This window comes from Helicobacter turcicus, assembly GCF_019711685.1.
Lineage (GTDB): Bacteria > Campylobacterota > Campylobacteria > Campylobacterales > Helicobacteraceae > Helicobacter_D > Helicobacter_D turcicus.
Map to the genome: position 1 here is coordinate 48,952 of NZ_JAIGYQ010000003.1, position 25,424 is coordinate 74,375.

Consider the following 25,424-nt stretch of genomic DNA (forward strand, 5'->3'; position numbering starts at 1 on the left):
GAGAATTTTGATGCTGTGCAAATTTGTGATAAAAACTATGGAGTATGGGAGAGATTTAATTTCGCAAGAAAAAATGCAAAATCAAAATATGTTTGTATTTTTGATGACGATGCGATTCCGGGTCCTAGGTGGCTAGAGAATTGCTTAACACAAATGCACAAAGAGGAAGGACTCTATGGCACTGCAGGAATCGTTTTAACAGAACCTAAAGGCTATCCTTATGGTGGTGAGTTCTTTAGAGTAGGATGGGATGGAAATTTAGATTATACAGCAAGGGTGGATTTCGTCGGTCATAGCTGGTTTTTGAAAAAAGATTGGATTGATGATTTATTTTTAAATACCGAGAAATATCAGGCTTTTAAAATAGTTGGTGAGGATATTACGTTATCTTACAAGTTAAAACAAAAAGGTATCAATACTTTTGTGCCTCCGCACCCTAAGAATGATCATCAATTGTGGGGTTCGTCTAGACAATATGCAATGGAGTTTGGAACAGATAGTAATGGAATATCAATGAATCCTAAAAATTTAGAGAAAATGAACTCTTTTATGCAAGAAATTCTAAAAGACGGATTTGTTCCCATTAAACAAGAAGATCCTAAAGCCTGCGCTAAGATGCTAAGAGATATAAGAAAGGGACAGAAGCTACAATTGCGCCTTTTATTACGTTTTTTGCTGCAAGGGATTTTTTCCATAAAGAATTCTAATGATAAAAAATGTAAAATCATTCGGATTTTTGGGATAAGATTTAAAATTAAGAGAACAAAACAAAGTCGCTAAAGCTAAAATTTTTAGTTTATATTCTTAGATTTTTTAGAATCAGATAATCACTCCGCCACAGCGCATGCTCTAGTTTCGCGGATAACGCTAACTTTGACTTCGCCGGGATATTGCAAACTAGATTCTATATCTTTTGCAATCTCTCTTGCTAAGAGGTAGGCTTCATCGTCGCTAATATCCTCTGATTTTACAATCACACGCACTTCTCGCCCAGAATTTATAGCATAAGCGTGTAAAACACCCATTTTAGAAGTGGCGATTTTTTCCATTTCACTAACGCGTCTTAGGTAGTTCTCTAGCACTTCTCGTCTTGCTCCCGGTCGTGCTGCTGAGAGTGCATCGGCTGCGCAAACCGCAGCTGCTTCAATGCTTTTAATCTCTTCATCGCCATGGTGGGATAGAATCGCATTTAAAACTTCCGCAGGTTCATTGTAACGTCTTGCAATTTCTGCGCCAAGCTCTACATGTGTGCCTTTAAAGTCGTGTGTACGTGATTTGCCAATGTCATGCAATAATCCAGCCCTTGTAGCAAGTAGGCAATCCCCTCCAAGCTCCGCTGCAATGATTCCTGCTAGGTTTGCAACTTCTATGGAGTGTGCAAGTGCATTTTGCCCATAGCTTGCACGATAGCGAAGCCTCCCGATGAGTTTTTTTACCTCCGGATGGATTCCACTAATCCCTAAATCTAACACCACGCGTTCGCCCTCTTTATAAATATTTTCTTCAAATTCATTAAAACAACGTTGGTAAATCTCTTCAATACGTGCAGGTTGGACTCTGCCATCTTCAAGCAAACGATTAATTGTTTCTACTGCAATTGCGCGACGATAAAGATTATGAGAGCTTACAATAATAACATTTGGCGTATCATCAATGATAATATCCACGCCACAAATCATTTCTAGAGTTTTGATATTACGTCCTTCTTTTCCGATGATACGCGCCTTTAAATCATCGCTTGGCAGGGCAATGCTTTGGATAAGACGTTCTGCTGCAAACTCTCCTGCAAAACGTGAAGTTGCCATTGCCAGAATGTAATTTGCCCTTCCCTTAGCGGTTTCCTTTGCTTGTGTTTCTTGTTCTCTTATAAGCTTTGCAGCTTCTAATTTGGATTCTTCTTTAATACGTTCTAAAAACATTTGCTTAGCTTCACTTTTTGTGAGATTTGCCACTTTGGAGAGATTTTGTGTAAGTTCTTCAAGTTTTGTGTTGTAGGCTGTTTTTAGTTTTTTTAGTGATTCTTGCTCTTTAAAAAGCGCGTTGCGATCTTTGTGTAATAAGTGCTTTTCATGTTCAATCTTGCAAGCTTCTTTTTCTAATTTTTGGGATTGTGCAAGTTTTTCTTTTTCAAAAAGCAGTAAATTTGCCTCATGTTCTTTTAGGATTCTATTGCTTTCTCTATCAGAGCGGAGCTTTGCTTCTAGCTCAATATCTTTTGCTTTCATTTTTGATTCTTGTAGTAATTTTTCTGCTTCGTATTCTATTGCTTTTGCTTTTGCGTTAGCTTGTTCAATTTGGACTTCTAATTTTGCGTGTGAGAGTTTGCGTGAAATGAGATAACTACCTCCACCCGCGACTAGAGCGGAGAGAATAGAACTTGTGAGAACCCATATTACCATTATTCATATCCTTAAATCTTAAGCAGGCAAAAGGAGTAATAAAAGTATTTGCTTGTAAATCATAAGATTGTGTGATAACGCATTGCGTGAGATTTAATGCACGACATATAAAAATTGTTTGCGGTTTTGTCTTTAGAGTGCTAAAAAATCTATCATACATCCCTTTGCCAAACCCTATGCGTCTAAATGTTTTATCTATTCCAATTACAGGGACAATTGCATAATCCAATCTTGAAATTTTAAAAGATGAATTAGAGGATTCAAAAACCCCAAAAGCCCTTTTTTGTATTGGAAGTCTATATTTTACAATTTTAAAACTGATACCCTGCATAAAAGGTAAAAAAATTTGTATCTTTTTTTGTAATTTGTAAAAGTGTAAAAGCTTTCTTATGTCAAATTCAATAGGCAAAGGATAGTAAAATAAAATAGTAATGGGACGTTTGCCTTTGTGTTTGGAGAGCAAGTGTTTAAGATGTATTTTTAGGAAACTTTGGATTCTATAATCTAGCCATATTGTATTGTTTTTTTGAGAAATTTTTGTGAGATTATCTTTGAAAACTTTACGATAATTTGACTTTAAATTAGACATTTTTTCTCTTTGTAAAAGCGTAAAATAGTGTGAAAAACACGCCACATTGTAACAAAAATAACAAAAAGTGTAAGAGATAAATTTGCGATTCTTTTTGTGTGATGTTTTTGGATTCTAGTAACGTATAGAATACAAAAGCGATTCCAAGCCCTAGTAAATAGCCAATTTGTTTGCGTTTATCAAGGCTTGAGAGTAACGTATTTTTTGCAAAAATTAGTGTTTCAGCCCTCCCTAAATAATCTCCAAAAATAAAGGTAATTTGATAGAGACAATACACTAAAAGTGCCCCAAAAAAAGTATTTGGAAAAAGTAAATACGTTAGAATATAGCAAAATGGAATCAGCTCAATGCCTAAGAGAATCACTTTATAGGGCTTTTCTTTTAGGATTTTTGCATATAAAAATGTTAAAAACCACGCACCAATGGCAAGTGCGATTCCACCTATGGAGTAGATTTTTGGACTTAAGGGCGCGTAGATAATAAACACACTCCCCAAAGAGCAGCCCAAAAACAAAGCGTTTAGCAACTTATACCAAAGGTAGAATCGTAAATGAATAGTGCGCATTACCAAGTGTATTTCACTCCACCGCCAAAAGTGCGCTCAAATTCATAGGGATAATATGCTCCGCTTACGACAATTGCATTTTTGTGATTGGTTAAGTTATTCACATAGGCATACACTTCAAAATTTTTAAAAGTATAACTTGCATTAAGATTGAGACTTTGGTAGTTTGGGGCTTTATTTTTTGTGTTGTCAAAGTCATTGTAATCATGCATTTTTGAGCCAAATTTATAATGCACACCTAGATTTAAATTTGTAAGGGGTAAGTAGTTTAAACTAGTAGTAAAGGTGTGCTTAGAGACGCCCGGAATCTCTTTGCCTCTGTATTCATTGCTTCTAATTTCTGCATCTACATAGGCATAGCTTAAGCTAGAATAAAACGATGTGCTAAATTGCGTGGTAAATTGTAATTCTCCGCCAATCCTTTGTGTTTTGCCTAAGCTTTGGTTTGTGGTTACTCCTGTAAGCTTGTTAAATCCATAAAAGGCTTCATCTTTTCCTTGAATGACAAATACGTTCCCATTAATTGTATGGATTCCAAAGATTCCTTTTGCGCCAATTTGATAAGTATCAAATGTCGCCACATCAATATATGGGTTTGCAATAGGGGTGAAACTTATGGGATTATAATAGAGCATCCAATCCACATTTGGCACATTAAAACTACGTGCATAAGAGGCATAAAGTGAGATTTGTCTATTTAATGCGTATTGATAGCCTAGCTCACCGCCTAAGAGATTGTCTTGCTCACTATAAGTGCCACTTTGTTTTGTGATAATACGTTGTGTTGAGATTCCAGCATTTAAGGTAGAATCCCCCAAGTATTTTTCGCCATTACCATAGATAAGCATTGTATTGACTTCTGCTTTTTGTCCGGAATTTTGACGCTCATTTGTGCGTAATTCTCCGCCGATTTCCGCCATAAAGGAATCGTTTTTAAACTGCGCGTTAAAATCTCCAAAAAGCCCTTTACCCTCGTATTTGGAATCAAAATTAATATAGCGGCTTGTATTACGACTTCCGCCGATATTGACATCTGTTGTGATTCCTGAATCACTAAAGCTTGTAAAACCTGTGGAATAAGTTAAGTCCCAGCGATTTTGGTGCGTGTGTCCATTGCCCGGAAGCTTTGGATTATTCTCAAAAGTTTCTTTAGGGATAGGGTTTGCGTATTTGATTGCGTATTTCGCGTAGTTTAGATTAGCTTTTAGAAGCAAATCATTGCTAGGGTAAAGAAATGCTGTGATTCCGCCATTTTTATTGTAACTGCCACTTTTTTCATCGCTTAAATTGCTCAAGTAGCGGTCGCCTTGTGTGTGTTGGTATTGTCCATACACTCCAATGTTCAAAGTGTCTCTCACGGTGCGTGCAAAAAATTGTGAATTTAACGTGTCATAGCTTGCATAGCTTAGGTCTAGAGCACCACCACTTTTGCGGGTTGTTGTGATTTTTAGGATTCCACTTACTGCGCCATTTCCGTATTTTGTCGTGCCTTTTCCACGGATAATTTCTATTTTTTGGATAGAATCTAGCGGAATGCCACTAAGAGAAATGGGAGCAGAATCAACATTGTCAAGTCGGATTCCATCTACAATAATAGCAAGGTTTTTATGCCCATTTTGCCCAAAGCCACGCAAGTCAATGTTTTGTGTGTAAGGGTTGCCATAATTGGAGCGGATTGTGAGTAGAGAATTTGCATTTAAGAAGTCGTAGATATTTTGAGCATTGGAGAGAGCAATACTCTGTGCATCAAACTCTTCTTTAAAATCCGCATTCTCCACAAACTCTTCGGCATGGATTACAGAAAGTTTTAGATTCTTGTTTGCAGAATCAGATTTTTCAAGCATTGCAGTATTTTGACTTTGTGCAAGTAATGAAGCATTCAATGCCAAGATTGCTGCAAGTGAAAAATACTTCTTTCTAAATCCTTTTGGATAAAGATTTTTTGTGGTTTTTTTCATTGCGATAAACTCCTTAGTTTTTGTCGGATGTCGCCACATTTACTTATTTTGGATCTCATAAATAAAAAGTTTTAGAATTCCTTAAATAATGCATGTAAGCTTCACACCAACAGGGTAAAATTATAACAAATTTTTAAAAAAGTATTGACAATAAAAGTAAAAAATAGTAGAATCCCAACTCATTTTTAGTTTTATAAAATGTGCTGGCGTAGCTCAGTTGGTAGAGCAGCTGCCTTGTAAGCAGCAGGCCGGGGGTTCGAGTCCCTTTGCCAGCTCCATATAATTGACTAAATTTTTTCAGTGTTTGACCAGTTTTTATTGATAAATTTTGGGGTGAGATACTCAAGTGGCCAACGAGGGCAGACTGTAAATCTGCTGTCTCCGACTTCCGTGGTTCGAATCCACGTCTCACCACCATAAGCCATGCGGGAGTAGCTCAGTTGGCTAGAGCATCAGCCTTCCAAGCTGAGGGTCGCGGGTTCGAGCCCCGTTTCCCGCTCCATACTGGGAGCTGATTCTACAATTTTCTTTAAATTAATCAGCAGAACACTATTTATTTTATGTATTTTTATTGGATTTCATTTAAGGTTTATGCCCATATAGCTCAGTGGCAGAGCACTTCCTTGGTAAGGAAGAGGTCGGCGGTTCAATCCCGCTTATGGGCTCCAGTTTTTCAAAGGTTGCGCAGTTTTTAAGTGTGTAAATTTGTGCAAAAGGTATGATGGAATTGTAGAAAATGTACGATTCTTAATTTTAAAATTGGCAAAAATAGTGTAGAATACCCGCTATTTTAAACTTAAAATTATTAGGAGAGGCTTATGGCTAAGGAAAAATTCAACAGAGGAAACAAACCTCATGTAAATGTTGGGACAATCGGGCATGTTGACCACGGCAAGACAACTCTGAGTGCTGCAATTTCTGCTGTTCTATCGCAAAAAGGTCTAGCAGAGTTAAAAGATTACGACAACATTGATAATGCCCCAGAAGAAAAAGAACGTGGTATTACAATTGCTACTTCCCACATTGAGTATGAAACAGAAAAAAGGCATTATGCGCATGTGGATTGTCCAGGACACGCTGACTATGTTAAAAATATGATTACAGGTGCTGCACAAATGGACGGAGCGATTCTTGTTGTTTCTGCAGCAGATGGTCCTATGCCGCAAACAAGAGAGCATATTCTGCTATCTCGCCAAGTTGGCGTTCCCTACATTGTAGTATTTATGAATAAACAAGATATGGTTGATGATCCGGAGTTGCTAGAGCTTGTAGAAATGGAAATTAGAGAATTGTTATCAAGCTATGAATTCCCGGGCGATGATACTCCAGTTATCGCAGGTTCTGCGCTTAAAGCTCTTGAAGAAGCAAAAGCTGGTAACCTAGGCGAGTGGAGTGAGAAAATTATGAAGCTTATGGATGCGGTAGATGACTATATTCCAACACCGGTGCGTGAAACAGATAAAACTTTCTTAATGCCAATTGAAGATGTGTTCTCAATTGCTGGTCGCGGGACGGTTGTTACAGGAAGAATTGAGAGAGGTATTGTAAAAGTTGGTGATGAAATTGAAATCGTAGGTATCCGTGATACGCAAAAAACAACAGTAACTGGCGTTGAGATGTTTAGAAAAGAACTTGATCAAGGTGAAGCTGGGGATAATGTTGGTGTTCTTCTAAGAGGAACAAAGAAAGAAGAGGTAGAAAGAGGTATGGTTTTATGTAAGCCTGGCTCAATCACTCCACACAAAAAATTTGAAGGTGAAATTTATGTCCTTTCAAAAGACGAAGGCGGAAGACATACCCCATTCTTCAATGGTTACAGACCGCAATTTTATGTAAGAACAACAGACATCACAGGTTCTATCCAATTGCCAGATGGCGTAGAAATGGTAATGCCGGGTGATAATATTAAAATTACAGTTGAGTTAATCAATCCAATTGCGCTTGAAGATGGAACACGTTTTGCAATCCGTGAGGGTGGTAGAACTGTTGGTGCGGGCGTTGTTACTAAGATTATTGAATAGGTTTACCAAATGGCTAAAGGTAATCGTGTAAAAATCGGACTTAAATGTTCTGAATGTGGTGATATTAATTATAGCACAATGAAAAATGCTAAGACTACCACAGAAAAACTGGAGCTTAAAAAGTTCTGCCCAAGACTAAATAAACATACAATTCATAAAGAAGTAAAACTAAAAAGCTAAGTGTTGCAGGGGGGTTTCTCCTCTGTTTTAGCATATTATAGGTCAGTAGCTCCAATGGTAGAGCGTCGGTCTCCAAAACCGAGTGATGGGGGTTCGAGTCCCTCCTGACCTGCCATTTTGGAATAAAGAGAGACAAATTTAGCAGATGAAAAAATTAGTTACCTATTATAGACTATCCAAAGAAGAATTATCCAAGGTTATTTTTCCTACAAAAGAACAAGTAAGAAATGCTTTTATTTCCGTGATTCTTGTTGTGACGGTCATTGCTCTATTTTTAGCGTTAGCAGATTTCATTCTTGGCAGTTTTGTTTCTAGTATTTTATAAGTTAGGATTTGTTTATGGCGTTGTATTGGTATGCAATTCAGACATATTTTGGTAGTGAACAAGCTGTAAAGCGCGGAATTGAGAATCTCGTAAGAGAACATCACTTAGAAGAAAGAATCACAGATATTGTTGTTCCTACAGAAGATATTATTGAAGTAAAAAACAACAAGAAAAAAATCAGTGAGCGTAGTCTTTATCCCGGATATGTTTTTGTAAAAGTTGATCTAGATACAGCCTTATGGCATACCATTCAATCTTTACCTAAAGTGAGTCGTTTTATTGGAGAATCCAAAAAACCAACACCACTAAGTGAAGCAGATATTAATCATATTATTGAAAAAGTGCAGAATCGTGCAGCTCCAAAACCAAAGATTATCTTTGAAGCAGGGGAAGTTGTAAGAATTATTGAAGGACCTTTTGCAAATTTTACAGGCACTGTTGAAGAATATGATATGGAGCATCGTAAGTTAAAGCTTAATGTTTCAATTTTTGGTCGTAGCACACCCATTGAGATACTTTATTCACAAGTGGAAAAAATAGTTTAACAACTAAAAACAAGGATAAGTTATGGCAAAGAAAATTATTGGCGAACTTAAGCTTCAAATTCCTGCAGGAAAAGCAAATCCATCTCCTCCTGTAGGTCCGGCACTAGGTCAACGTGGTGTGAATATTATGGAGTTTTGCAAAGCGTTTAATGAGAAAACAAAAGATATGGGAAATTTTAATATTCCTGTTATCATCACAGTTTATCAAGATAAGAGCTTTACATTTATTACCAAAAAACCACCCGTAACGGATTTAATTAAAAAAGCTGCTGGAATCCAAAAAGGTTCAGACAATCCTTTGAAAAACAAAGTGGGCAAACTTACAAAAGCTCAAGTTTTGGATATTGTTAAAACTAAAATGGATGATTTGAATGCTAATACAGAAGAAGCGGCAATCAAAATTATTGAAGGAAGTGCTCGTAGTATGGGCATTGAAGTTGTAGATTAAAAAGACGCGTTGGAGTATAGAAATGGCAAAAAAATTAACAAAAAGAATGCAAAATCTTCTTAGTAAGGTAGATTGCACAAAAATATACGATATTACAACCGCTTCTGCAACGGTTAAGTCTTTAGCATCGGCTAAGTTTGACGAAACGGTTGAAGTTGCGTTGAGTTTAGGTGTAGATCCAAGACATGCAGACCAAATGATTCGCGGGGCAGTTGTGTTGCCAAATGGAACAGGTAAAAGTGTGCGTGTAGCAGTTTTTGCAAAAGGTGCGAAAGCCGATGAAGCAAAAGCAGCAGGAGCAGATGTTGTCGGTGATGATGACTTAGCGGAGCAAATTAAAAATGGTGATTTGAATTTTGATATGGTCATTGCAACACCTGATATGATGGCTTTGGTGGGTAAAGTAGGTAGAATATTAGGACCAAAAGGTCTAATGCCAAACCCAAAAACAGGCACTGTAACAATGGAGATTTCAAAGGCTGTAAGCAATGCAAAAAGTGGACAAGTGAATTACCGCGTAGATAAAAAAGGAATCATTCACGCTCCAGTTGGTAAAGCAAGTTTTGATGCGAAAAAGCTTGAAGAAAATATCATTGCTCTTGTGAAAAATATCAATAAACAAAAACCAGCAAGTGCAAAAGGCAAATATATTAAAAATGCAACATTAGCCCTAACAATGAGTCCATCTTTAACACTAGATACTCAAGAGCTAATTGATATGAAATAATTTATTCTTGTTTTTATCTTAGACTAATGACTATAGGGGCTTTAAGCTTAAAATTTACCCTGTATAAGTCTTTCGTCTGAAAGGAGGTTAATGATGACAAAAGCAGAAAAGACTGCTCTGATTGAAAATCTTACTGCAGAATTTAAAGCATCAAATGCGATTATTGTTTGCGACTATAAAGGTTTAACTGTTAAAGAATTGGAGACTTTAAGAGCAAACGCAAGAGAACAAAATGCAAAAGTTCAAGTGATTAAAAATACGCTTGCATCTATTGCATTAAAAAATTCTAGCGTTGAGGGATTGGAGCTAAAAGAGAACAATATTTTTGTTTGGAGCGAAGATCAAATCTCTCTAGCAAAAGTAGTTAGCAAATTCTCGGGTTCTGTGGGTGGCAAATTGGTAATCAAAAATGGTTGCTTAGAAGGCGAAGTTGTGGATGCAAAACATATTGAAGCTGTTTCAAAATTACCATCCAAAGAAGAGCTTATTGGTATGTTGTTGTCCGTTTGGACTGCTCCTGCTCGTTATTTTGTTACAGGGTTGGATAATTTACGCAAAGAAAAAGAAGCGCAATAAAAATTAGGAGAAAATTATGGCAATTTCAAAAGAAGATGTATTAGAATATATCGGTAACCTTTCAGTTATGGAACTCTCAGAACTCGTAAAAGCTTTTGAAGAGAAATTTGGTGTATCCGCAGCACCAACGGTTGTTGCAGGTGCTGTTGCTGGTGGTGGAGCAGCTGTTGCTGAAGAAAAAACTGAGTTTGATATTATCCTTACAGATAGCGGCGATAAGAAAATCAATGTTATTAAAGTTGTAAGAGAGGTAACAGGGCTTGGACTAAAAGAAGCAAAAGATGCAGTTGAGAAGACTCCATTTACCGTTAAAGAAGGCGTTAAAAAAGAAGACGCTGATGCAATTAAAGCAAAATTTGAAGAAGCTGGTGCAAAAGTCGATATTAAATAATTTTGGGGGCTTTTTATGTCCCCTATTTTCATTTTTCTTCCAAAATTCTACATTTATTATAGAGGTAAAATATGCCAGTGAGTTTAAAATCCGGAAATAGATTGAGAGTTGATTTTACAAAGATTCCTCAAAATGTTGCAGTGCCTAATCTGCTTCAATTACAAAGAAATAGTTATGATAATTTTTTGATGACAAGTGATACAAATGAATCTGGACTTGAAAAAGTATTCAAGTCCATTTTTCCAATCCATGATGCACAAAATAGAATCAGTTTAGAATATGCAGGTTGTGAGTTTGGAAAACCACGCTACACCGTTAGAGAGGCTATGGAGAGAGGCTTAACATATTCAATTCCATTAAAAATTAAAATCCGTTTAGTGCTTTGGGAGAGAGATGAGAAAACAGGTGAAAAGTTAGGCGTTAAGGACATTAAAGAACAAAGTATTTTTGTGCGTGAGATTCCATTAATGACAGAGCGCACAAGTTTTATTATTAATGGTGTTGAGAGAGTTGTTGTTAATCAGCTTCATAGGAGTCCTGGTGTAATATTCAAAGAAGAAGAATCTTCAAGCGTATCTAACAAGTTGGTTTATACGGGACAGATTATCCCAGATCGTGGTTCTTGGCTGTATTTTGAATACGATGCAAAAGACACACTTTTTGTGCGGGTGAATAAGCGAAGAAAAGTGCCTGTTACAATTTTATTTAGAGCACTTGGTTATTCAAGACAAGACATTTTAAAAATGTTTTATCCTCTATTGGATATTAAATTTAAAGGTGGAAAATATTTGATTCCATTTGACCCAGAAGAATTTGTTGGGCGCGTGGAGTTTGACATTAAAGATTCAAAAGGGAATCTAATTATTGCTGCAGGTAAGCGACTGACAGCTAAAAAAGCAAAAAGCTTAAAAGAAGAAAAACTTAATATGATTGAGTATCCATCAGAGATTTTAGTCAATCGTCATTTGGCAGAGCCTATTGTGGATAAAGTAAGTGGTGAAGTGCTTTTTGATGCGCTAACGCTAATGGATGAGAGTAAGCTTAAAAAGCTCGTTGAGCTTGGTATTAATGACTTTGTGATTGCAAATGATTTAGCTTTGGGTGTGGATGCATCTATTATTAACGCATTTGTTGCAGATGCAGAATCGCTAAAGTTATTAAGGCAAACAGAAAAGATTGATAATGAAAATGATTTGGCAATGATTCGTATTTACAAGGTGATGCGTCCAGGTGAGCCTGTTACAAAAGAAGCAGCAAAACAATTTATACAGCAGCTTTTCTTTGACCCAGAACGTTATGACTTAACACGTGTTGGACGCATGAAAATGAACCATAAGCTTGATATTGGTGTGCCAGATTATGTAACTGTGCTAACACACGAAGATGTGATTAAAACTGTGCGTTACCTAATGCGTGTGAAAAATGGACAAGGAAGAATTGACGATCGTGATCACTTAGGAAATCGTAGAATCCGTGCAATTGGGGAACTTTTAGCAAATGAATTGCATACGGGTCTTGTTAAAATGCAAAAGGCAATCCGTGATAAACTTACAACTATTGGAACAGGTTTAGAAGAGATAATGCCTCACGATTTGGTCAATTCTAAAATGATTACAGGAACAATTTTGGAATTTTTCACAGGTGGGCAACTTTCACAATTTATGGACCAAACGAATCCACTTTCAGAAGTTACACACAAAAGAAGATTATCTGCGCTTGGTGAGGGAGGTTTAGTAAAAGAACGTGCAGGTTTTGAAGTGCGTGATGTGCATCCTACGCATTATGGAAGAATCTGTCCTATTGAAACTCCAGAAGGACAAAATATTGGTTTAATTAATACGCTTTCCACTTATGCAAAAGTTAATGAGTTAGGTTTTATTGAAGCACCATATCGCAAAGTTGTTGATGGTAAAGTTACTGATGAAATTGTATATTTGACTGCAACACAAGAAGAAGGGGCAGTTATTGCTCCAGCAAGCACGATCTTGACTAATAATCAGACAATTAAAGAAGAAATGATTGAAGTTAGAAAAGATGGTGAGATTATTTTAATGGAATCTAAAAAAGTGGATTTGATTGACCTTAGTCCTAGAATGGTTGTTGGGGTTGCGGCGAGTTTGATTCCATTTCTAGAACACGATGATGCTAACCGAGCGTTAATGGGCTCAAACATGCAACGTCAAGCAGTGCCATTGCTCAATCCAGATGCTCCAGTTGTTGGAACAGGGATTGAGAAAATTGTTTCACGTGATTCTTGGGAAGCAACAAAAGCTGTGCGTAGTGGAATTGTAGAGAAGGTGGATGCAAAAAATATCTACATCTTAGGCGAAGATGAAAATGGTGCATTTATTGACCACTACTCCTTGCAAAAAAATTTAAGAACAAATCAAAACACTTCTTTCTCACAAAATCCTATTGTAAAAGCTGGAGAGCAAGTGGAGGTTGGGCAAGTTATTGCCGATGGTCCAAATATGGACCAAGGTGAGTTAGCACTAGGAAAAAATATCCGCGTAGCCTTTATGCCATGGAATGGATATAACTTTGAAGATGCCATTGTTGTGAGTGAGAAGCTTATCCGCAACGATGCTTTTACTTCTATTCATATTTATGAAAAAGAAATTGAAGCAAGAGAATTAAAACATGGCGTTGAGGAAATCACGCGTGATATTCCAAACATTAGAGAAGAAGAGTTAGCGCATCTTGATGAAAGTGGAATCGTAAAAATTGGGACTTATGTAACAGGCGGAATGATTCTTGTTGGAAAAGCATCGCCAAAAGGAGAGGTTAAGCCTACGCCAGAAGAGAGGTTATTGCGTGCAATCTTTGGAGAAAAAGCAGGACATGTGGTTAATAAATCCTTGTATTGCCCCCCAAGCTTAGAGGGGACTGTTGTTGATGTGAAAATCTTTACAAAAAAGGGTTATGACAAAGACAAAAGAGCTATTGCTGCTTATGAAGAGGAAAAATCTCGCTTAGACTTAGAGCATCATGATAAGCTCTTAATGCTAGATAGAGAGGAGTCCTTACGCATTAGTTCCATTCTTTCTAAAGAAAAGCTAACAAGTGCAGCAAAAGTTGGCGATAAAGAATACAAGAAAGGCAGTGTGATTCCAAAAGCAGATTTAGAAAATGTCAATCGTTTTGCAATGGGAACGTTGATTAAAAGTTATTCAAAAGAGATTCAAAATATCTATGACACATTAAAAGCAAATTTCTTAGAGCAGAAGAAAAATTTAAGCCAAGAGCATGAAGAGAAATTATCTATCATTGAAAAAGATGATATTTTACCAAGTGGCGTAGTCAAGCTTGTGAAAATTTATGTGGCAACAAAACGTAAGCTAAAAGTTGGGGATAAAATGGCTGGGCGTCATGGAAATAAAGGTATTGTGTCTAATATTGTGCCAGAAGTGGATATGCCTTATACAAAAGATGGACGTCCAGTAGAGATTGTTCTAAATCCTCTAGGCGTCCCAAGTCGTATGAATATCGGACAGATTCTAGAAGTGCATTTGGGACTTGTTGGTAAAAGTTTAGGGGAGCAAATTGCGAGTATTTTTGAGCAAGAAAAAGACAAATGGATTGTGGCATTGCGCTCTAAAATGTTAGAAATCGCAGAAAATTCTAGTATGAAATCCGCAAAAGCATTCTTAGAAAAGCTTGATGATGAATCCTTATTAAATTTTGCAAGAGATTGGAGTCATGGTGTTAAGTTTGCGACACCTGTATTTGAAGGAGTTAATGCGCAAGAGTTTGAAAAACTTTTTGCCTTAGCAAAAATTGATACAGATGGCAAAACAGAGCTTTATGATGGGCGCACAGGTGAAAAGATGATGGAGCGCGTAAATGTGGGCTATATGTATATGCTAAAACTCCATCACTTAGTTGATGAGAAAGTGCATGCAAGAAGCACAGGTCCTTATTCTCTAGTTACGCAACAACCAGTGGGTGGTAAAGCACTTTTTGGTGGGCAGAGATTTGGGGAAATGGAGGTTTGGGCACTTGAAGCCTATGGTGCTGCACATACACTTAAGGAAATGCTTACTATTAAATCTGATGATGTTGAAGGCAGGGTAAAAGCATACAAGGCAATCACAAGGGGTGAGGCAGTTAAAGAATCCGAGATTCCGGAAACTTTCTATGTTTTAACCAAAGAATTGCAAAGCTTGGCACTTGATGTAAATGTCTTTGCAAAAAATAAAGAAGGCGTAGATGAAGCAGTTGTTATTAAAGAAGATAATCGCCCAAGCGATTTTAATGCATTTCAATTGCTACTTGCAAGCCCAGAAAAAATTAGAAGTTGGAGTCATGGGGAAGTTAAAAAACCTGAAACTATCAACTACCGCACGTTAAAACCAGAACGTGATGGATTATTCTGCGCAAAAATCTTTGGTCCAGTAAGGGATTATGAGTGTCTTTGCGGAAAATACAAAAAAATGCGCTATAAGGGCGTTGTGTGTGAGAAATGTGGGGTTGAGGTTACAAGTTCTAAAGTGCGTCGTTCTCGTATGGGACATATTGAGTTAATTACGCCAGTAGCACATATTTGGTATGTTAATTCCTTGCCAAGTAGAATCGGAACGCTTTTAGGTGTGAAAATGAAAGACCTAGAACGTGTGCTTTATTACGAAGCATATATTGTTAAGCAAGCAGGGGAGGCATATTATGATAATGAAAGCACAAAGCCTGTTGCAAAATACGATGTTCTCAATGAGGAGCAATACCAAAGCCTAGCGCAAAGATTTGATCACACAGGATTTGTGGCACAAATGGGTGGTGAAGCTGTTAAGGAATTGCTTGAGGGCTTAGATTTGGTGGATTTGATTGCTGAACTTAAAGAAGCAATTAAATCAACAAATTCTGAAGCAAAGAAAAAGACAATCATTAAACGTCTTAAAGTTGTGGAAAGTTTTGTTGTTTCTGGCGGACAGAATCGTCCTGAATGGATGATGCTAACTGTGCTTCCTGTGCTTCCACCTGATTTAAGACCACTTGTTGCTCTAGATGGCGGAAAATTTGCAGTAAGTGATGTGAACGATTTGTATCGCCGCGTGATTAATCGCAACCAAAGATTAAAGCGCTTAATTGAGCTTGATGCACCAGAAATTATTGTGCGTAACGAAAAAAGAATGTTGCAAGAATCTGTGGATGCCCTCTTTGATAATGGTAGAAATGCAAATGCGGTAAAAGGAGCGAATAAACGCCCATTGAAATCACTTTCTGAAATTATTAAAGGAAAGCAAGGGCGATTCCGCCAAAATTTACTTGGAAAACGTGTTGATTTTTCTGGACGTTCTGTAATTGTTGTGGGACCAAATTTAAGAATGGATCAATGTGGATTGCCAAAGAATATGGCACTAGAGCTATTTAAACCACACATTCTAGCAAAGCTTGAAGAAAAAGGTTATGCGACAACACTAAAGCAAGCCAAAAAAATGATTGAACAAAAAAGCAATGAAGTGTGGGAGTGTTTGCAAGAAATTGTTGCAAATTATCCCGTAATGCTAAATCGTGCTCCAACATTGCATAAGCAGTCCATTCAAGCATTCCATCCAAAACTTATTGATGGAAAGGCAATTCAGTTACACCCCTTAGTGTGTGCGGCATTTAATGCGGACTTTGATGGCGACCAAATGGCAGTGCATGTGCCACTTTCTCAAGAAGCAATTGCAGAGTGTAAGCTATTAATGTTAAGCTCAATGAATATTTTGCTCCCAGCAAGCGGTAAAGCAGTAACCGTTCCTAGCCAAGATATGGTCTTAGGGCTGTATTACTTATCTTTAGAGAAAGATGATTCTAAAGGTGAGCATAAGCTATTCTCAAACATCGATCAAATCTATATTGCGCTTGAAGCGGGTGTGGTAGAGGTTAGCTCTAAGGTGCGCGCGTATGTAGAAGATAGAATCATAAATACGACAATTGGTAGAATGATTTTAAAATCTATTTTGCCCGATTTTGTGCCAATACATTTGTGGAATAAGGTGCTTAAGAAAAAAGATATTGCAACATTGATTGACTATGTTTATAAAGAGGGCGGAGTTGGAATCACAGCAAGTTTCTTGGATAATCTTAAGAATCTAGGCTTTAAATATGCAACAAAAGCTGGAATATCAATTTCAGCTGATGATATTATCGTTCCAGATAGTAAAAATAAAGTTGTGGAGGGTGCTAAGAAAAAGGTTAAAGATATTCAAGCGCAGTTTGGTGCAGGTCTATTAACTGAGCAAGAACGTTATAATAAAATTATTGATGTGTGGATAGATACTAACAATGCATTAGGTAATGAGATGATGAAGCTTATTGAAAACGATAAAGAGGGCTTTAACTCTATTTATATGATGGCAGATTCTGGAGCTAGGGGTAGTGCAGGACAAATTAGACAGCTCTCTGCAATGCGTGGTTTGATGGCAAAGCCAGATGGAACGATTATTGAAACACCAATTACTTCAAATTTTAAAGAAGGATTAAATGTGTTAGAGTATTTCATCTCTACACACGGAGCAAGAAAAGGACTTGCAGATACTGCGCTTAAAACTGCAAATGCGGGTTATCTAACAAGAAAGCTTATTGATGTAAGCCAAAATGTTAAGGTCGTAATGGACGATTGTGGCACGAATGAAGGTGTTGAAATTACAGATATTACGGTAGGTAGTGAGCTTATTGAGCCACTAGAGGAAAGAATTTTTGGACGTGTGATTGCTGAGAGTATTATAGATCCAATTACTAATGAGATTTTAATTAGTGATGGCACATTGATTGATGAAGAGAAAGCGCGCAAAGTTAAAGAAGCGGGTGTTAAATCAGTAATTATTCGTACGCCCGTAACTTGTAAAGCAGAAAAAGGTGTGTGTGCAAAATGCTATGGTTTAAATCTAGGCGAATCAAAAATCTCTAAAATCGGAGAAGCTGTGGGGGTTGTTGCTGCGCAGTCTATTGGAGAACCCGGAACACAGCTTACCCTTAGGACATTTCATATTGGAGGAACAGCAAGTAGAAGTCAAGAGGAGCGACAAGTTATTACAGATAAAGAGGGATTCATTCGTTATTATAATGTTAAAACTTATAAGAATCGTGATGGCAAAACAATTGTTTCTAATCGTAGAAATGCGGCAATCTTGCTTGTGGAACCAAAAATTAAAGCACCATTTGAGGGCGAGTTAAAAGTTGATGTTGTTCATGATGAAGTGATTGTCTCTGTGATTGGCAAGAAAGAAACTGCAAAATACACACTTAGAAAGTCTGATGTTGCTAAGCCAAATGAACTTGCAGGAGTTACAGGGAAAATTGAGGGTAAATTTTATATCCCATACCCCAATGGACATTATGTACGTGATGAGGGCAGTATTGTAGATATTATTAAAGATAGTTGGAATATTCCTAATCGTATTGCATATGCAAGTGAGCTAAAAGTTGAAGATAATGCGCCAATTACACAAAAAATCTTTGCTAAAGATGAGGGAATTGTGAAGTATTATTACTTGCAAGGAGATCATTTAGAACGTTACCATGGAGTCAAAAAAGGTGATAAAGTGACTGAAAAGGGCTTGTTTGCTGTGATTGCTGATGTATATGACCAAGAAGCAGCACGTCACTATATTGCAAGGGATTCCATTATTGAAGTAGAAGACAATCAAAGTGTGGGTAAAAATACCTTAATTGCAAAACCACAAAGTGATGAACATATTGTTATTGCAGATTGGGATCCGTATTCTAACCCAATTATTGCAGAAGAGGCAGGAGTGATTAAGTTTGAAGATATTGTCCCTGGCGTAACGGTTTCTGAACAAACCGATGAGCTAACTGGACAAACAAGGTTAGTGGTGAATGAGTATATTGCCAGCGCATTTAAGCCAACGCTTGTGCTCTCCACTGCAAAAGGTGGATTAATCCGCTATGCGTTAGACCCAAAAACAGCAATCTTTGTTGTAGATGGGGCAAAAGTAGAAATGGCAGATATTTTAGCAAAAACACCAAAAGCACTTGTTAAATCTAAGGATATCACTGGAGGTCTTCCAAGAGTTTCTGAACTTTTTGAGGCGAGAAAGCCAAAAGATCCAGCAGTGCTTGCAGAAATTGATGGAATCGTAAGCTTTGGAAAGCCAGTGCGCGGTAAGGAGAAAATCATTGTTACAGCAAATGATGGCAGGGTTGCGGAGTATTTGATTGATAAGTCAAAACAGATTTTAGTGCATGATGGTGAATTTGTCCATGCAGGAGAGGCAATCACCGATGGTGTAGTCGCTAGTCAAGATATTTTACGCATTGGTGGGGAAAAAGAGCTTTATAAGTATATTGTTAGTGAAGTGCAACAAGTGTATCGTCGTCAAGGGGTTAGCATCGCGGATAAACATATTGAAATTATTGTGTCCCAAATGTTGCGCCAAGTTAGAATCTATGATAGCGGTAATACAAAGTTTATTGAAGGTGATATTGTTAGTAAGCGCCACTTTAGAGAAGAGAATGCACGCATTATCAAAATGGGTGGAATCCCAGCAATTGCAGAACCAATGCTTTTAGGTATCACGCGTGCGGCAATTGGAAGTGATTCTGTGATTTCAGCAGCATCATTCCAGGAAACGACAAAGGTTCTAACAGAAGCAAGTATCGCAGCAAAAGTGGATCACTTAGAAGATTTGAAAGAAAATATTGTTTTAGGACGTATGATTCCAGTTGGAACGGGGATTTACAAAGGGAAAAAAGTTAAGATTAAAGAAACCAACCTTTGAAGCATTACAGAAAAGGTAGAGGTTATTAAGGTTATTTAAACCTTAATTTAAGTGAGAATAAAGTGTGTTTTGCATATAATCCGCTTCATTTTCTCTATTAAAATTTTTCAGGAAGGAATAAAAGTGCCAACGATTAATCAGTTGATTAGAAAAGAGCGAAAAAAAGTTATTAAAAAATCAAAATCACCAGCTTTGGTTGTTTGCCCTCAAAGGAGAGGAGTTTGTACGCGTGTTTATACAACAACGCCTAAAAAACCTAACTCCGCCTTAAGAAAAGTAGCAAAGGTTAGATTGACAAGTGGATTTGAAGTCATTAGCTATATCCCGGGTGAGGGACATAACTTGCAGGAGCACTCTATTGTGCTAATCCGTGGTGGAAGGGTAAAAGACTTGCCCGGTGTTAAGTATCATATTATTCGTGGTGCGCTAGATACGGCAGGCGTTGCAAAGCGAACAGTTTCACGCAGTAAGTATGGAGCAAAAAAAGCAAAGGGCGATGCAGGAGGTAAGAAATAATGAGAAGAAGAAAAGCCCCACAAAGAGAAGTGTTGGGAGATCCAATTCATAACAATATCGTTGTAACAAAATTTATTAACAAAATGATGTATGATGGCAAAAAAAGCGTTGCAGAAAAAATTATTTATGCAACATTTGATAAAATTGAAGAGAAAACAAAAGAAAAAGGTATTGAAGTCTTTGAAAAAGCTTTGGAGAAAGTTAAACCACTTGTAGAAGTAAGAAGTAGAAGAGTGGGTGGAGCGACTTACCAAGTGCCCGTTGAAGTTCGCCCAGCAAGACAGCAATCTTTATCTATCCGCTGGTTGTTAGATTCTGCTAGAAAGAGGAATGAACGTACAATGATTGAAAGATTAGCAAATGAGCTAATTGATGCTGCAAATGAACGTGGTGCAGCATTTAAAAAGAAGGAAGATGTACATAAAATGGCAGAAGCTAATAAAGCATTCGCACACTATCGTTGGTAAATTATGCTTTTAGGGGGTTTGTATAATTCCCTAAAAAGCTCTCTACTCACAAAAATCTCAAATTACTTATCCTAAAGGATTCAAATATGGCAAGAAAAACCCCATTAAATAAAATTAGAAATATCGGAATTGCAGCGCATATTGATGCAGGAAAAACAACAACTTCTGAGCGCATTTTGTTCTATACAGGTGTGAGTCACAAAATTGGTGAGGTCCATGATGGTGCTGCAACAATGGACTGGATGGAGCAAGAAAAAGAACGCGGAATCACAATTACTTCTGCCGCGACAACTTGTTTTTGGAAAGACTATCAAATTAATCTAATTGACACCCCAGGGCATGTGGATTTTACGATTGAAGTTGAACGTTCAATGCGCGTTTTAGATGGTGCTGTTGCGGTATTTTGTTCTGTAGGTGGTGTGCAACCTCAAAGTGAAACAGTTTGGAGACAAGCAAATAAATATGGCGTTCCAAGAATTGTATTTGTAAATAAGATGGATAGGATTGGTGCGAATTTCTACAATGTAGAGTCTCAAATTGCAACAAGATTGAAAGCTAGACCAGTGCCAATTGTAATTCCAATTGGAGCAGAAGATAACTTCAAGGGTGTTGTGGATCTTGTAAATATGAAAGCTTATGTGTGGAATGATGAGTCAATGGGTGCGAAATACGATATTGAGGAGATTCCAGCGGAGCTGATGGATAAAGCGCAGGAATATCGCGAAAAATTACTTGAAGCAGTAGCAGAACAAGATGAAACAATGATGGAAAAATACTTAGGAGGTGAAGAGTTAAGTATTGAAGAAATCAAAGCAGGAATTAAGAAAGCTTGTTTAGCAATGGAAATGATTCCAATGTTATGTGGTTCAAGCTTTAAAAACAAGGGTGTGCAAACATTACTTGACGCTGTTGTTGAATATCTACCAGCACCAACAGAAGTTGCAGACATTCGCGGTGTAGATCCAAAAGATGAAGAAAAAGAAATTAGCGTAAAATCTACCGATAATGGTGAGTTTGCAGGGCTTGCATTTAAGATTATGACAGACCCATTTGTAGGACAACTAACATTCGTGCGTGTTTATCGTGGAAGTTTAGAATCTGGAAGCTATGTGATTAATTCTACAAAAGGCAAAAAAGAACGTGTGGGTAGATTACTTAAAATGCACTCTAATAAAAGAGAAGATATTAAGGAAGTTTATGCGGGTGAAATCTGCGCATTTGTGGGTTTAAAAGAGACTTTAACGGGCGACACACTATGTTCTGAAAAAGATCCTGTTATTTTAGAGAGAATGGAGTTCCCAGATCCGGTAATCTCCATTGCTGTTGAGCCAAAAACAAAAGCAGATCAAGAAAAAATGGCGCTTGCACTTGCAAAACTTGCTGAAGAGGATCCAAGTTTTAGAGTGCATACAGATGAAGAATCTGGGCAAACAATCATCTCTGGTATGGGTGAACTTCACTTAGAAATCATCGTAGATAGATTAAAACGTGAGTTTAAAGTAGAAGCGGAAGTTGGACAGCCACAGGTTGCTTTCCGTGAAACGATTCGTCAAAGTGTTGAGCAAGAGTGTAAATACGCAAAACAATCTGGCGGTCGCGGACAATATGGTCATGTCTTTATTAAACTTGAGCCACAAGAGCCGGGTAAAGGTTATGAGTTTGTCAATAATATTAGTGGTGGTGTGATTCCAAAAGAATATATACCGGCAGTTGATAAAGGGATTCAAGAAGCAATGCAAAATGGTGTGCTTGCAGGTTATCCAGTTGTGGATTTTAAAGTTACACTATTTGATGGTAGTTACCATGATGTGGATTCTTCTGAAATGGCATTTAAAATTGCGGGTTCTATGGCATTTAAAGACGCATGCAGAAAGGCTGGAGCAGTTTTGTTAGAACCTATGATGAAAGTTGAAGTTGAAGTTCCAGAAGAGTATATGGGAGATGTGATTGGTGATTTAAATAGAAGACGTGGGCAAATTAACTCTATGGATGATAGAATGGGTTTAAAAATTGTTAATGCTTTTGTCCCACTTGCTGAAATGTTTGGTTATTCCACAGATTTGCGTTCCGCAACACAAGGGCGTGGAACATATACAATGGAATTTGACCATTATGGTGAAGTGCCAAGCAATATTTCTAAAGAAATTATGGAAAAACGTAATGGTTAATTAGCCCCTTTAAAAAAAGGGGGGCTTATAATGTTTTGCGCACTGCTTTTGTAGCCTCTATCATATTTTTAAGACTGGGTTTAACTTCTTCCCATTTTCTAGTTTTCAATCCGCAATCGGGGTTAATCCATAATTGTTCTTTTGGCAATACTTCTAAGAGAGATAGAATCTGTTTTTTAATTTCTTCTACACTTGGAATCCTAGGACTATGGATATCATAAACTCCCGGTCCAATTTCATTTTGATAACCCTGTGATTTAAAAACTTTAAGCAATTTGTTTCCACTGCGTGCAGTTTCAATGCTGATTACATCAGCATCCATGTCTTCAATGGTTTTAATAATGTCATTAAATTCACTATAACACATATGTGTATGGATTTGTGTTTGTGGTTTTGCAATAGCAGTGGCAAGTTTGAAGGATTCTAGCGCCCAACGCTCATATTCCAAGACATTCTCAATCCTTAATGGATAGCCTTCTTTAAATGCCGCTTCATCAACTTGAATAATGAGGATTCCATTATTTTGCAAGGCATCAATTTCATCTCTTAAGGCAAGTGCAAGTTGCTTACAAATCACAGAGCGCTCTAAATCGTCACGTACAAAGCTCCAATTTAGAATCGTAACAGGACCCGTTAGCATACCTTTGATGCGTTTTTTTGTTAGGCTTTGCGCATACAATGTCCATTGTAATGTTATATCTTCCAATCTTGCAATGTCGCCATAAATAATAGGGGGTTTAACGCATCGGCTTCCATAGCTCTGCACCCAAGCATTTTGACTAAAGACAAAGCCTCTTAGGCGCTCACCAAAATACTCCACCATATCGTTGCGTTCTGGTTCTCCATGCACTAAAACATCTAAGCCTATTTCTTCTTGAAAGCGCACACAATCTCTGATGTAATCTTGGATTCCACTTTCATAGATTTCTTTGGAAATTGCACCACTTTTATAATTTCTTCTTAAAGCCCTTAATTCTGGAGTTTGTGGAAAAGAACCGATAGTTGTTGTGGCTAAAGTTGGATAATTTAGTGTCTCTCTTTGGATTTTTATTCTATCGTTAAATGGCAAAGCGCGCGTTGTGATGGTTTGTTCTTTTAGACGCTCTTGCACATTTGCATTGTGGATTTTTGTTGCATTTTTTCGTGTTTTGTTAATGGTAATATTTTGTTCCCATTTTGTCTTATTGTTAGGAGAAATTCCATTCCTAAATACAGAATCTAAAAGTTCTAATTCTGTAATTTTTTCTTTTGCAAAACATAGCCATGACAAAGTCTCTTTATCCATTTTTGTCTCACTTTCTGTGCTAAAAGGCAAGTGTAAAAGTGAGCAGCTGCTACTTAGCACAATGCGTTCGTGTGGAATCTTTTTTGCGATATTTTGCAAAAGAGCAAGTTTGGATTCCAAATTTGCTACCCAAACATTGCGTCCATCAATAATTCCAGCAAATAGCACCTTATCACTCTTTGCAAGGATTTCAAGGCTTTGTAGATTTTTCTCTCCATAAACAAAATCCAAACCGATTCCATAAATATTTGTTTGCACTAGTGTTTCTGTTAGCTCCTTGCTGTGTTCAAAAAATGTGCTAACAATAATTTTAATTCCAAGTGCATTCACTGCATTATAAAATTCAATTACAGAATCTTGCGAGATTCCGAGTTTTTCTAATGGTGTCCATCCTTTTACAAACACAGGTTCGCTAAATTCAATCACAAGCTCACCTTTTAATTCTTGGACAAGGTTCTTAATTAAGTTTAAATACGTCTCTTTAACTTTTTTAAATACCGCCTTAATTTCACCATTTGTAATTTTGCTTAATGCAAAAAAAGTAAAAAATCCTATCAGGCTAATCTTTGGACGGAATCCAAAAGCAATTGCTTCTTTGTAAGATTCTTTAATAAAATTTGTATTCAATATGTATTTATAATTTATATCAAGCTCTGGGACAACATAATGGTAATTTGTATTAAACCATTTTGTCATTTCAAGAGCTTTTAGATTCTTATTACCACGAGCCATTGCAAAATAACAATCTAATCCTTGCAATCCTTCATAAGCCTTAGGAATCGCACCAAGTGCAAAGGCAAGATCTAGCATATTATCATACAAACTAAAATCATTCACACATACATAATCTAGGGATTTTTGTAATTCCCAATGTTCCTTTTTAAGTGCGCTTGCACATGCTAATAATTCTGATTCTAAACTCTCTTTAGCCCAGTAAGATTCCAAAGCCTTTTTGAGTTCTCTATTCTTTCCAATTCTAGGAAAACCTAAAATATTTAACGCCATTTGTGTCCTTTAAATTTAAAATTAAGGATGCAATATTAACAAAATTAATTAATAAATACAATATGTATTTATTAATTTAAAATTGTAGATTCCATAAGGATTATGATTATATTTTAGTAAAGCGGAGAAAAATAAGATGACAAATGGAATCCATTGCTAAATAAATCAAGACAGACGAAAAGCAAAGCAGTTTATTTTTGTGATTTTGTATTAAAGTTGATAGTATGCAAAGGATTGGTGCAGTGATGCAAAACTAGTTTATAAAAACCCAACTACAAAGGCATTTTTATGTTTTCTAAGTTATTTATAAAGTTTTGGGTCTTTGCTGGTGCTAGAAAAATTATGGGAAAGAGTGGCCGGGAGAGAGGGATTCGAACCCCCGGAGGTGTGACCCTCAACGGTTTTCAAGACCGCCGCTTTCGACCACTCAGCCATCTCCCGATAAAAATAAAAAATTGGAGGCGACACCCAGATTTGAACTGGGGAATCAGAGCTTTGCAGGCTCCTGCCTTACCACTTGGCTATGTCGCCACCTA

18 protein-coding genes and 7 tRNA genes are annotated in these 25,424 nt (G+C 37.1%); 18 read left to right on the forward strand and 7 right to left on the reverse strand.

What is annotated here, in order from left to right:
• The first annotated feature begins 15 nt into the window (after positions 1-15).
• Positions 16-780: a glycosyltransferase gene (locus tag K4G57_RS02950; protein WP_221561799.1), complete on the forward strand. Its 765-nt coding sequence runs from the start codon at positions 16-18 to the stop codon at positions 778-780.
• Positions 781-827: 47 nt separating this feature from the next.
• Here the strand turns inward: K4G57_RS02950 and rny are convergent, their stop codons facing one another.
• The 4 genes from rny to K4G57_RS02970 are packed head-to-tail and all read right to left on the reverse strand — an operon-like array spanning position 828 to position 5,511.
• Positions 828-2,399: a ribonuclease Y gene (gene rny / locus K4G57_RS02955; protein ID WP_221531705.1), complete on the reverse strand. Its 1,572-nt coding sequence runs from the start codon at positions 2,397-2,399 to the stop codon at positions 828-830.
• Complete coding sequence (locus K4G57_RS02960; protein ID WP_236033186.1) at positions 2,341-2,988, reverse strand: 5-formyltetrahydrofolate cyclo-ligase; 648 nt, start codon at positions 2,986-2,988, stop codon at positions 2,341-2,343. The genes rny and K4G57_RS02960 overlap by 59 nt, the downstream gene beginning before the upstream one ends.
• Entirely contained in the window at positions 2,981-3,553 is a 573-nt protein-coding gene (locus K4G57_RS02965) for a hypothetical protein (RefSeq protein ID WP_221531707.1), read from the reverse strand. Before K4G57_RS02965 ends, K4G57_RS02960 begins: the two co-directional genes overlap by 8 nt.
• Entirely contained in the window at positions 3,553-5,511 is a 1,959-nt protein-coding gene (locus K4G57_RS02970) for a TonB-dependent receptor (RefSeq protein ID WP_221531708.1), read from the reverse strand. Before K4G57_RS02970 ends, K4G57_RS02965 begins: the two co-directional genes overlap by 1 nt.
• A 202-nt stretch (positions 5,512-5,713) precedes the next feature.
• Here K4G57_RS02970 and K4G57_RS02975 point away from each other — a divergent pair.
• The 17 genes from K4G57_RS02975 to fusA all read left to right on the forward strand — a co-directional run bounded on the left by K4G57_RS02975 (position 5,714) and on the right by fusA (position 22,598).
• Positions 5,714-5,789, forward strand: a tRNA-Thr gene (locus K4G57_RS02975).
• Between the two features lie 54 nt (positions 5,790-5,843).
• Positions 5,844-5,928, forward strand: a tRNA-Tyr gene (locus K4G57_RS02980).
• Positions 5,929-5,936: 8 nt separating this feature from the next.
• Positions 5,937-6,013, forward strand: a tRNA-Gly gene (locus K4G57_RS02985).
• A 91-nt stretch (positions 6,014-6,104) separates the two neighbouring features.
• Positions 6,105-6,179, forward strand: a tRNA-Thr gene (locus K4G57_RS02990).
• Positions 6,180-6,329: 150 nt separating this feature from the next.
• Complete coding sequence (tuf, locus tag K4G57_RS02995; protein WP_221531709.1) at positions 6,330-7,532, forward strand: elongation factor Tu; 1,203 nt, start codon at positions 6,330-6,332, stop codon at positions 7,530-7,532.
• Between the two features lie 9 nt (positions 7,533-7,541).
• The gene (gene rpmG, locus K4G57_RS03000; protein WP_006802145.1) at positions 7,542-7,712 is read left to right on the forward strand and encodes a 50S ribosomal protein L33; all 171 of its coding nucleotides are present in this window, start codon (positions 7,542-7,544) and stop codon (positions 7,710-7,712) included.
• Between the two features lie 39 nt (positions 7,713-7,751).
• Positions 7,752-7,827 (forward strand) — tRNA-Trp (locus tag K4G57_RS03005).
• Positions 7,828-7,857: 30 nt separating this feature from the next.
• Entirely contained in the window at positions 7,858-8,037 is a 180-nt protein-coding gene (gene secE / locus K4G57_RS03010) for a preprotein translocase subunit SecE (protein ID WP_221531710.1), read from the forward strand.
• 20 nt (positions 8,038-8,057) lie between these two features.
• Positions 8,058-8,582 carry a transcription termination/antitermination protein NusG gene (nusG, locus tag K4G57_RS03015; protein ID WP_221531800.1) on the forward strand — a complete coding sequence of 175 codons (525 nt, stop codon included), beginning with the start codon at positions 8,058-8,060 and terminating at the stop codon, positions 8,580-8,582.
• 22 nt (positions 8,583-8,604) lie between these two features.
• Positions 8,605-9,030 (forward strand): 50S ribosomal protein L11, encoded by a 426-nt coding sequence (gene rplK, locus K4G57_RS03020; protein ID WP_221531711.1) that lies wholly within the window; start codon positions 8,605-8,607, stop codon positions 9,028-9,030.
• A gap of 22 nt (positions 9,031-9,052) precedes the next feature.
• Entirely contained in the window at positions 9,053-9,757 is a 705-nt protein-coding gene (rplA, locus tag K4G57_RS03025; RefSeq protein ID WP_221531712.1) for a 50S ribosomal protein L1, read from the forward strand.
• Between the two features lie 93 nt (positions 9,758-9,850).
• Complete coding sequence (rplJ, locus tag K4G57_RS03030; protein ID WP_221531801.1) at positions 9,851-10,333, forward strand: 50S ribosomal protein L10; 483 nt, start codon at positions 9,851-9,853, stop codon at positions 10,331-10,333.
• Positions 10,334-10,349: 16 nt separating this feature from the next.
• Complete coding sequence (gene rplL / locus K4G57_RS03035) at positions 10,350-10,724, forward strand: 50S ribosomal protein L7/L12 (protein ID WP_221531713.1); 375 nt, start codon at positions 10,350-10,352, stop codon at positions 10,722-10,724.
• Between the two features lie 71 nt (positions 10,725-10,795).
• Complete coding sequence (locus K4G57_RS03040) at positions 10,796-19,447, forward strand: DNA-directed RNA polymerase subunit beta/beta' (RefSeq protein ID WP_221531714.1); 8,652 nt, start codon at positions 10,796-10,798, stop codon at positions 19,445-19,447.
• Positions 19,448-19,570: 123 nt separating this feature from the next.
• Positions 19,571-19,963 carry a 30S ribosomal protein S12 gene (rpsL, locus tag K4G57_RS03045; protein ID WP_026944116.1) on the forward strand — a complete coding sequence of 131 codons (393 nt, stop codon included), beginning with the start codon at positions 19,571-19,573 and terminating at the stop codon, positions 19,961-19,963.
• Positions 19,963-20,430, forward strand: a complete 468-nt coding sequence (gene rpsG, locus K4G57_RS03050; protein WP_221531715.1) for a 30S ribosomal protein S7 — start codon at positions 19,963-19,965, stop codon at positions 20,428-20,430. Before rpsL ends, rpsG begins: the two co-directional genes overlap by 1 nt.
• An 86-nt stretch (positions 20,431-20,516) precedes the next feature.
• Positions 20,517-22,598, forward strand: coding sequence for an elongation factor G (fusA, locus tag K4G57_RS03055; RefSeq protein WP_221531716.1), 2,082 nt, complete (start codon positions 20,517-20,519; stop codon positions 22,596-22,598).
• A gap of 25 nt (positions 22,599-22,623) precedes the next feature.
• Here the strand turns inward: fusA and metE are convergent, their stop codons facing one another.
• From metE to K4G57_RS03070, 3 genes are all read right to left on the reverse strand, one after another.
• Positions 22,624-24,888, reverse strand: coding sequence for a 5-methyltetrahydropteroyltriglutamate--homocysteine S-methyltransferase (gene metE / locus K4G57_RS03060; protein ID WP_221531717.1), 2,265 nt, complete (start codon positions 24,886-24,888; stop codon positions 22,624-22,626).
• 353 nt (positions 24,889-25,241) lie between these two features.
• Positions 25,242-25,329: transfer RNA gene (locus K4G57_RS03065), tRNA-Ser, on the reverse strand.
• A gap of 15 nt (positions 25,330-25,344) precedes the next feature.
• Positions 25,345-25,419: transfer RNA gene (locus tag K4G57_RS03070), tRNA-Cys, on the reverse strand.
• Positions 25,420-25,424 lie beyond the last annotated feature (5 nt).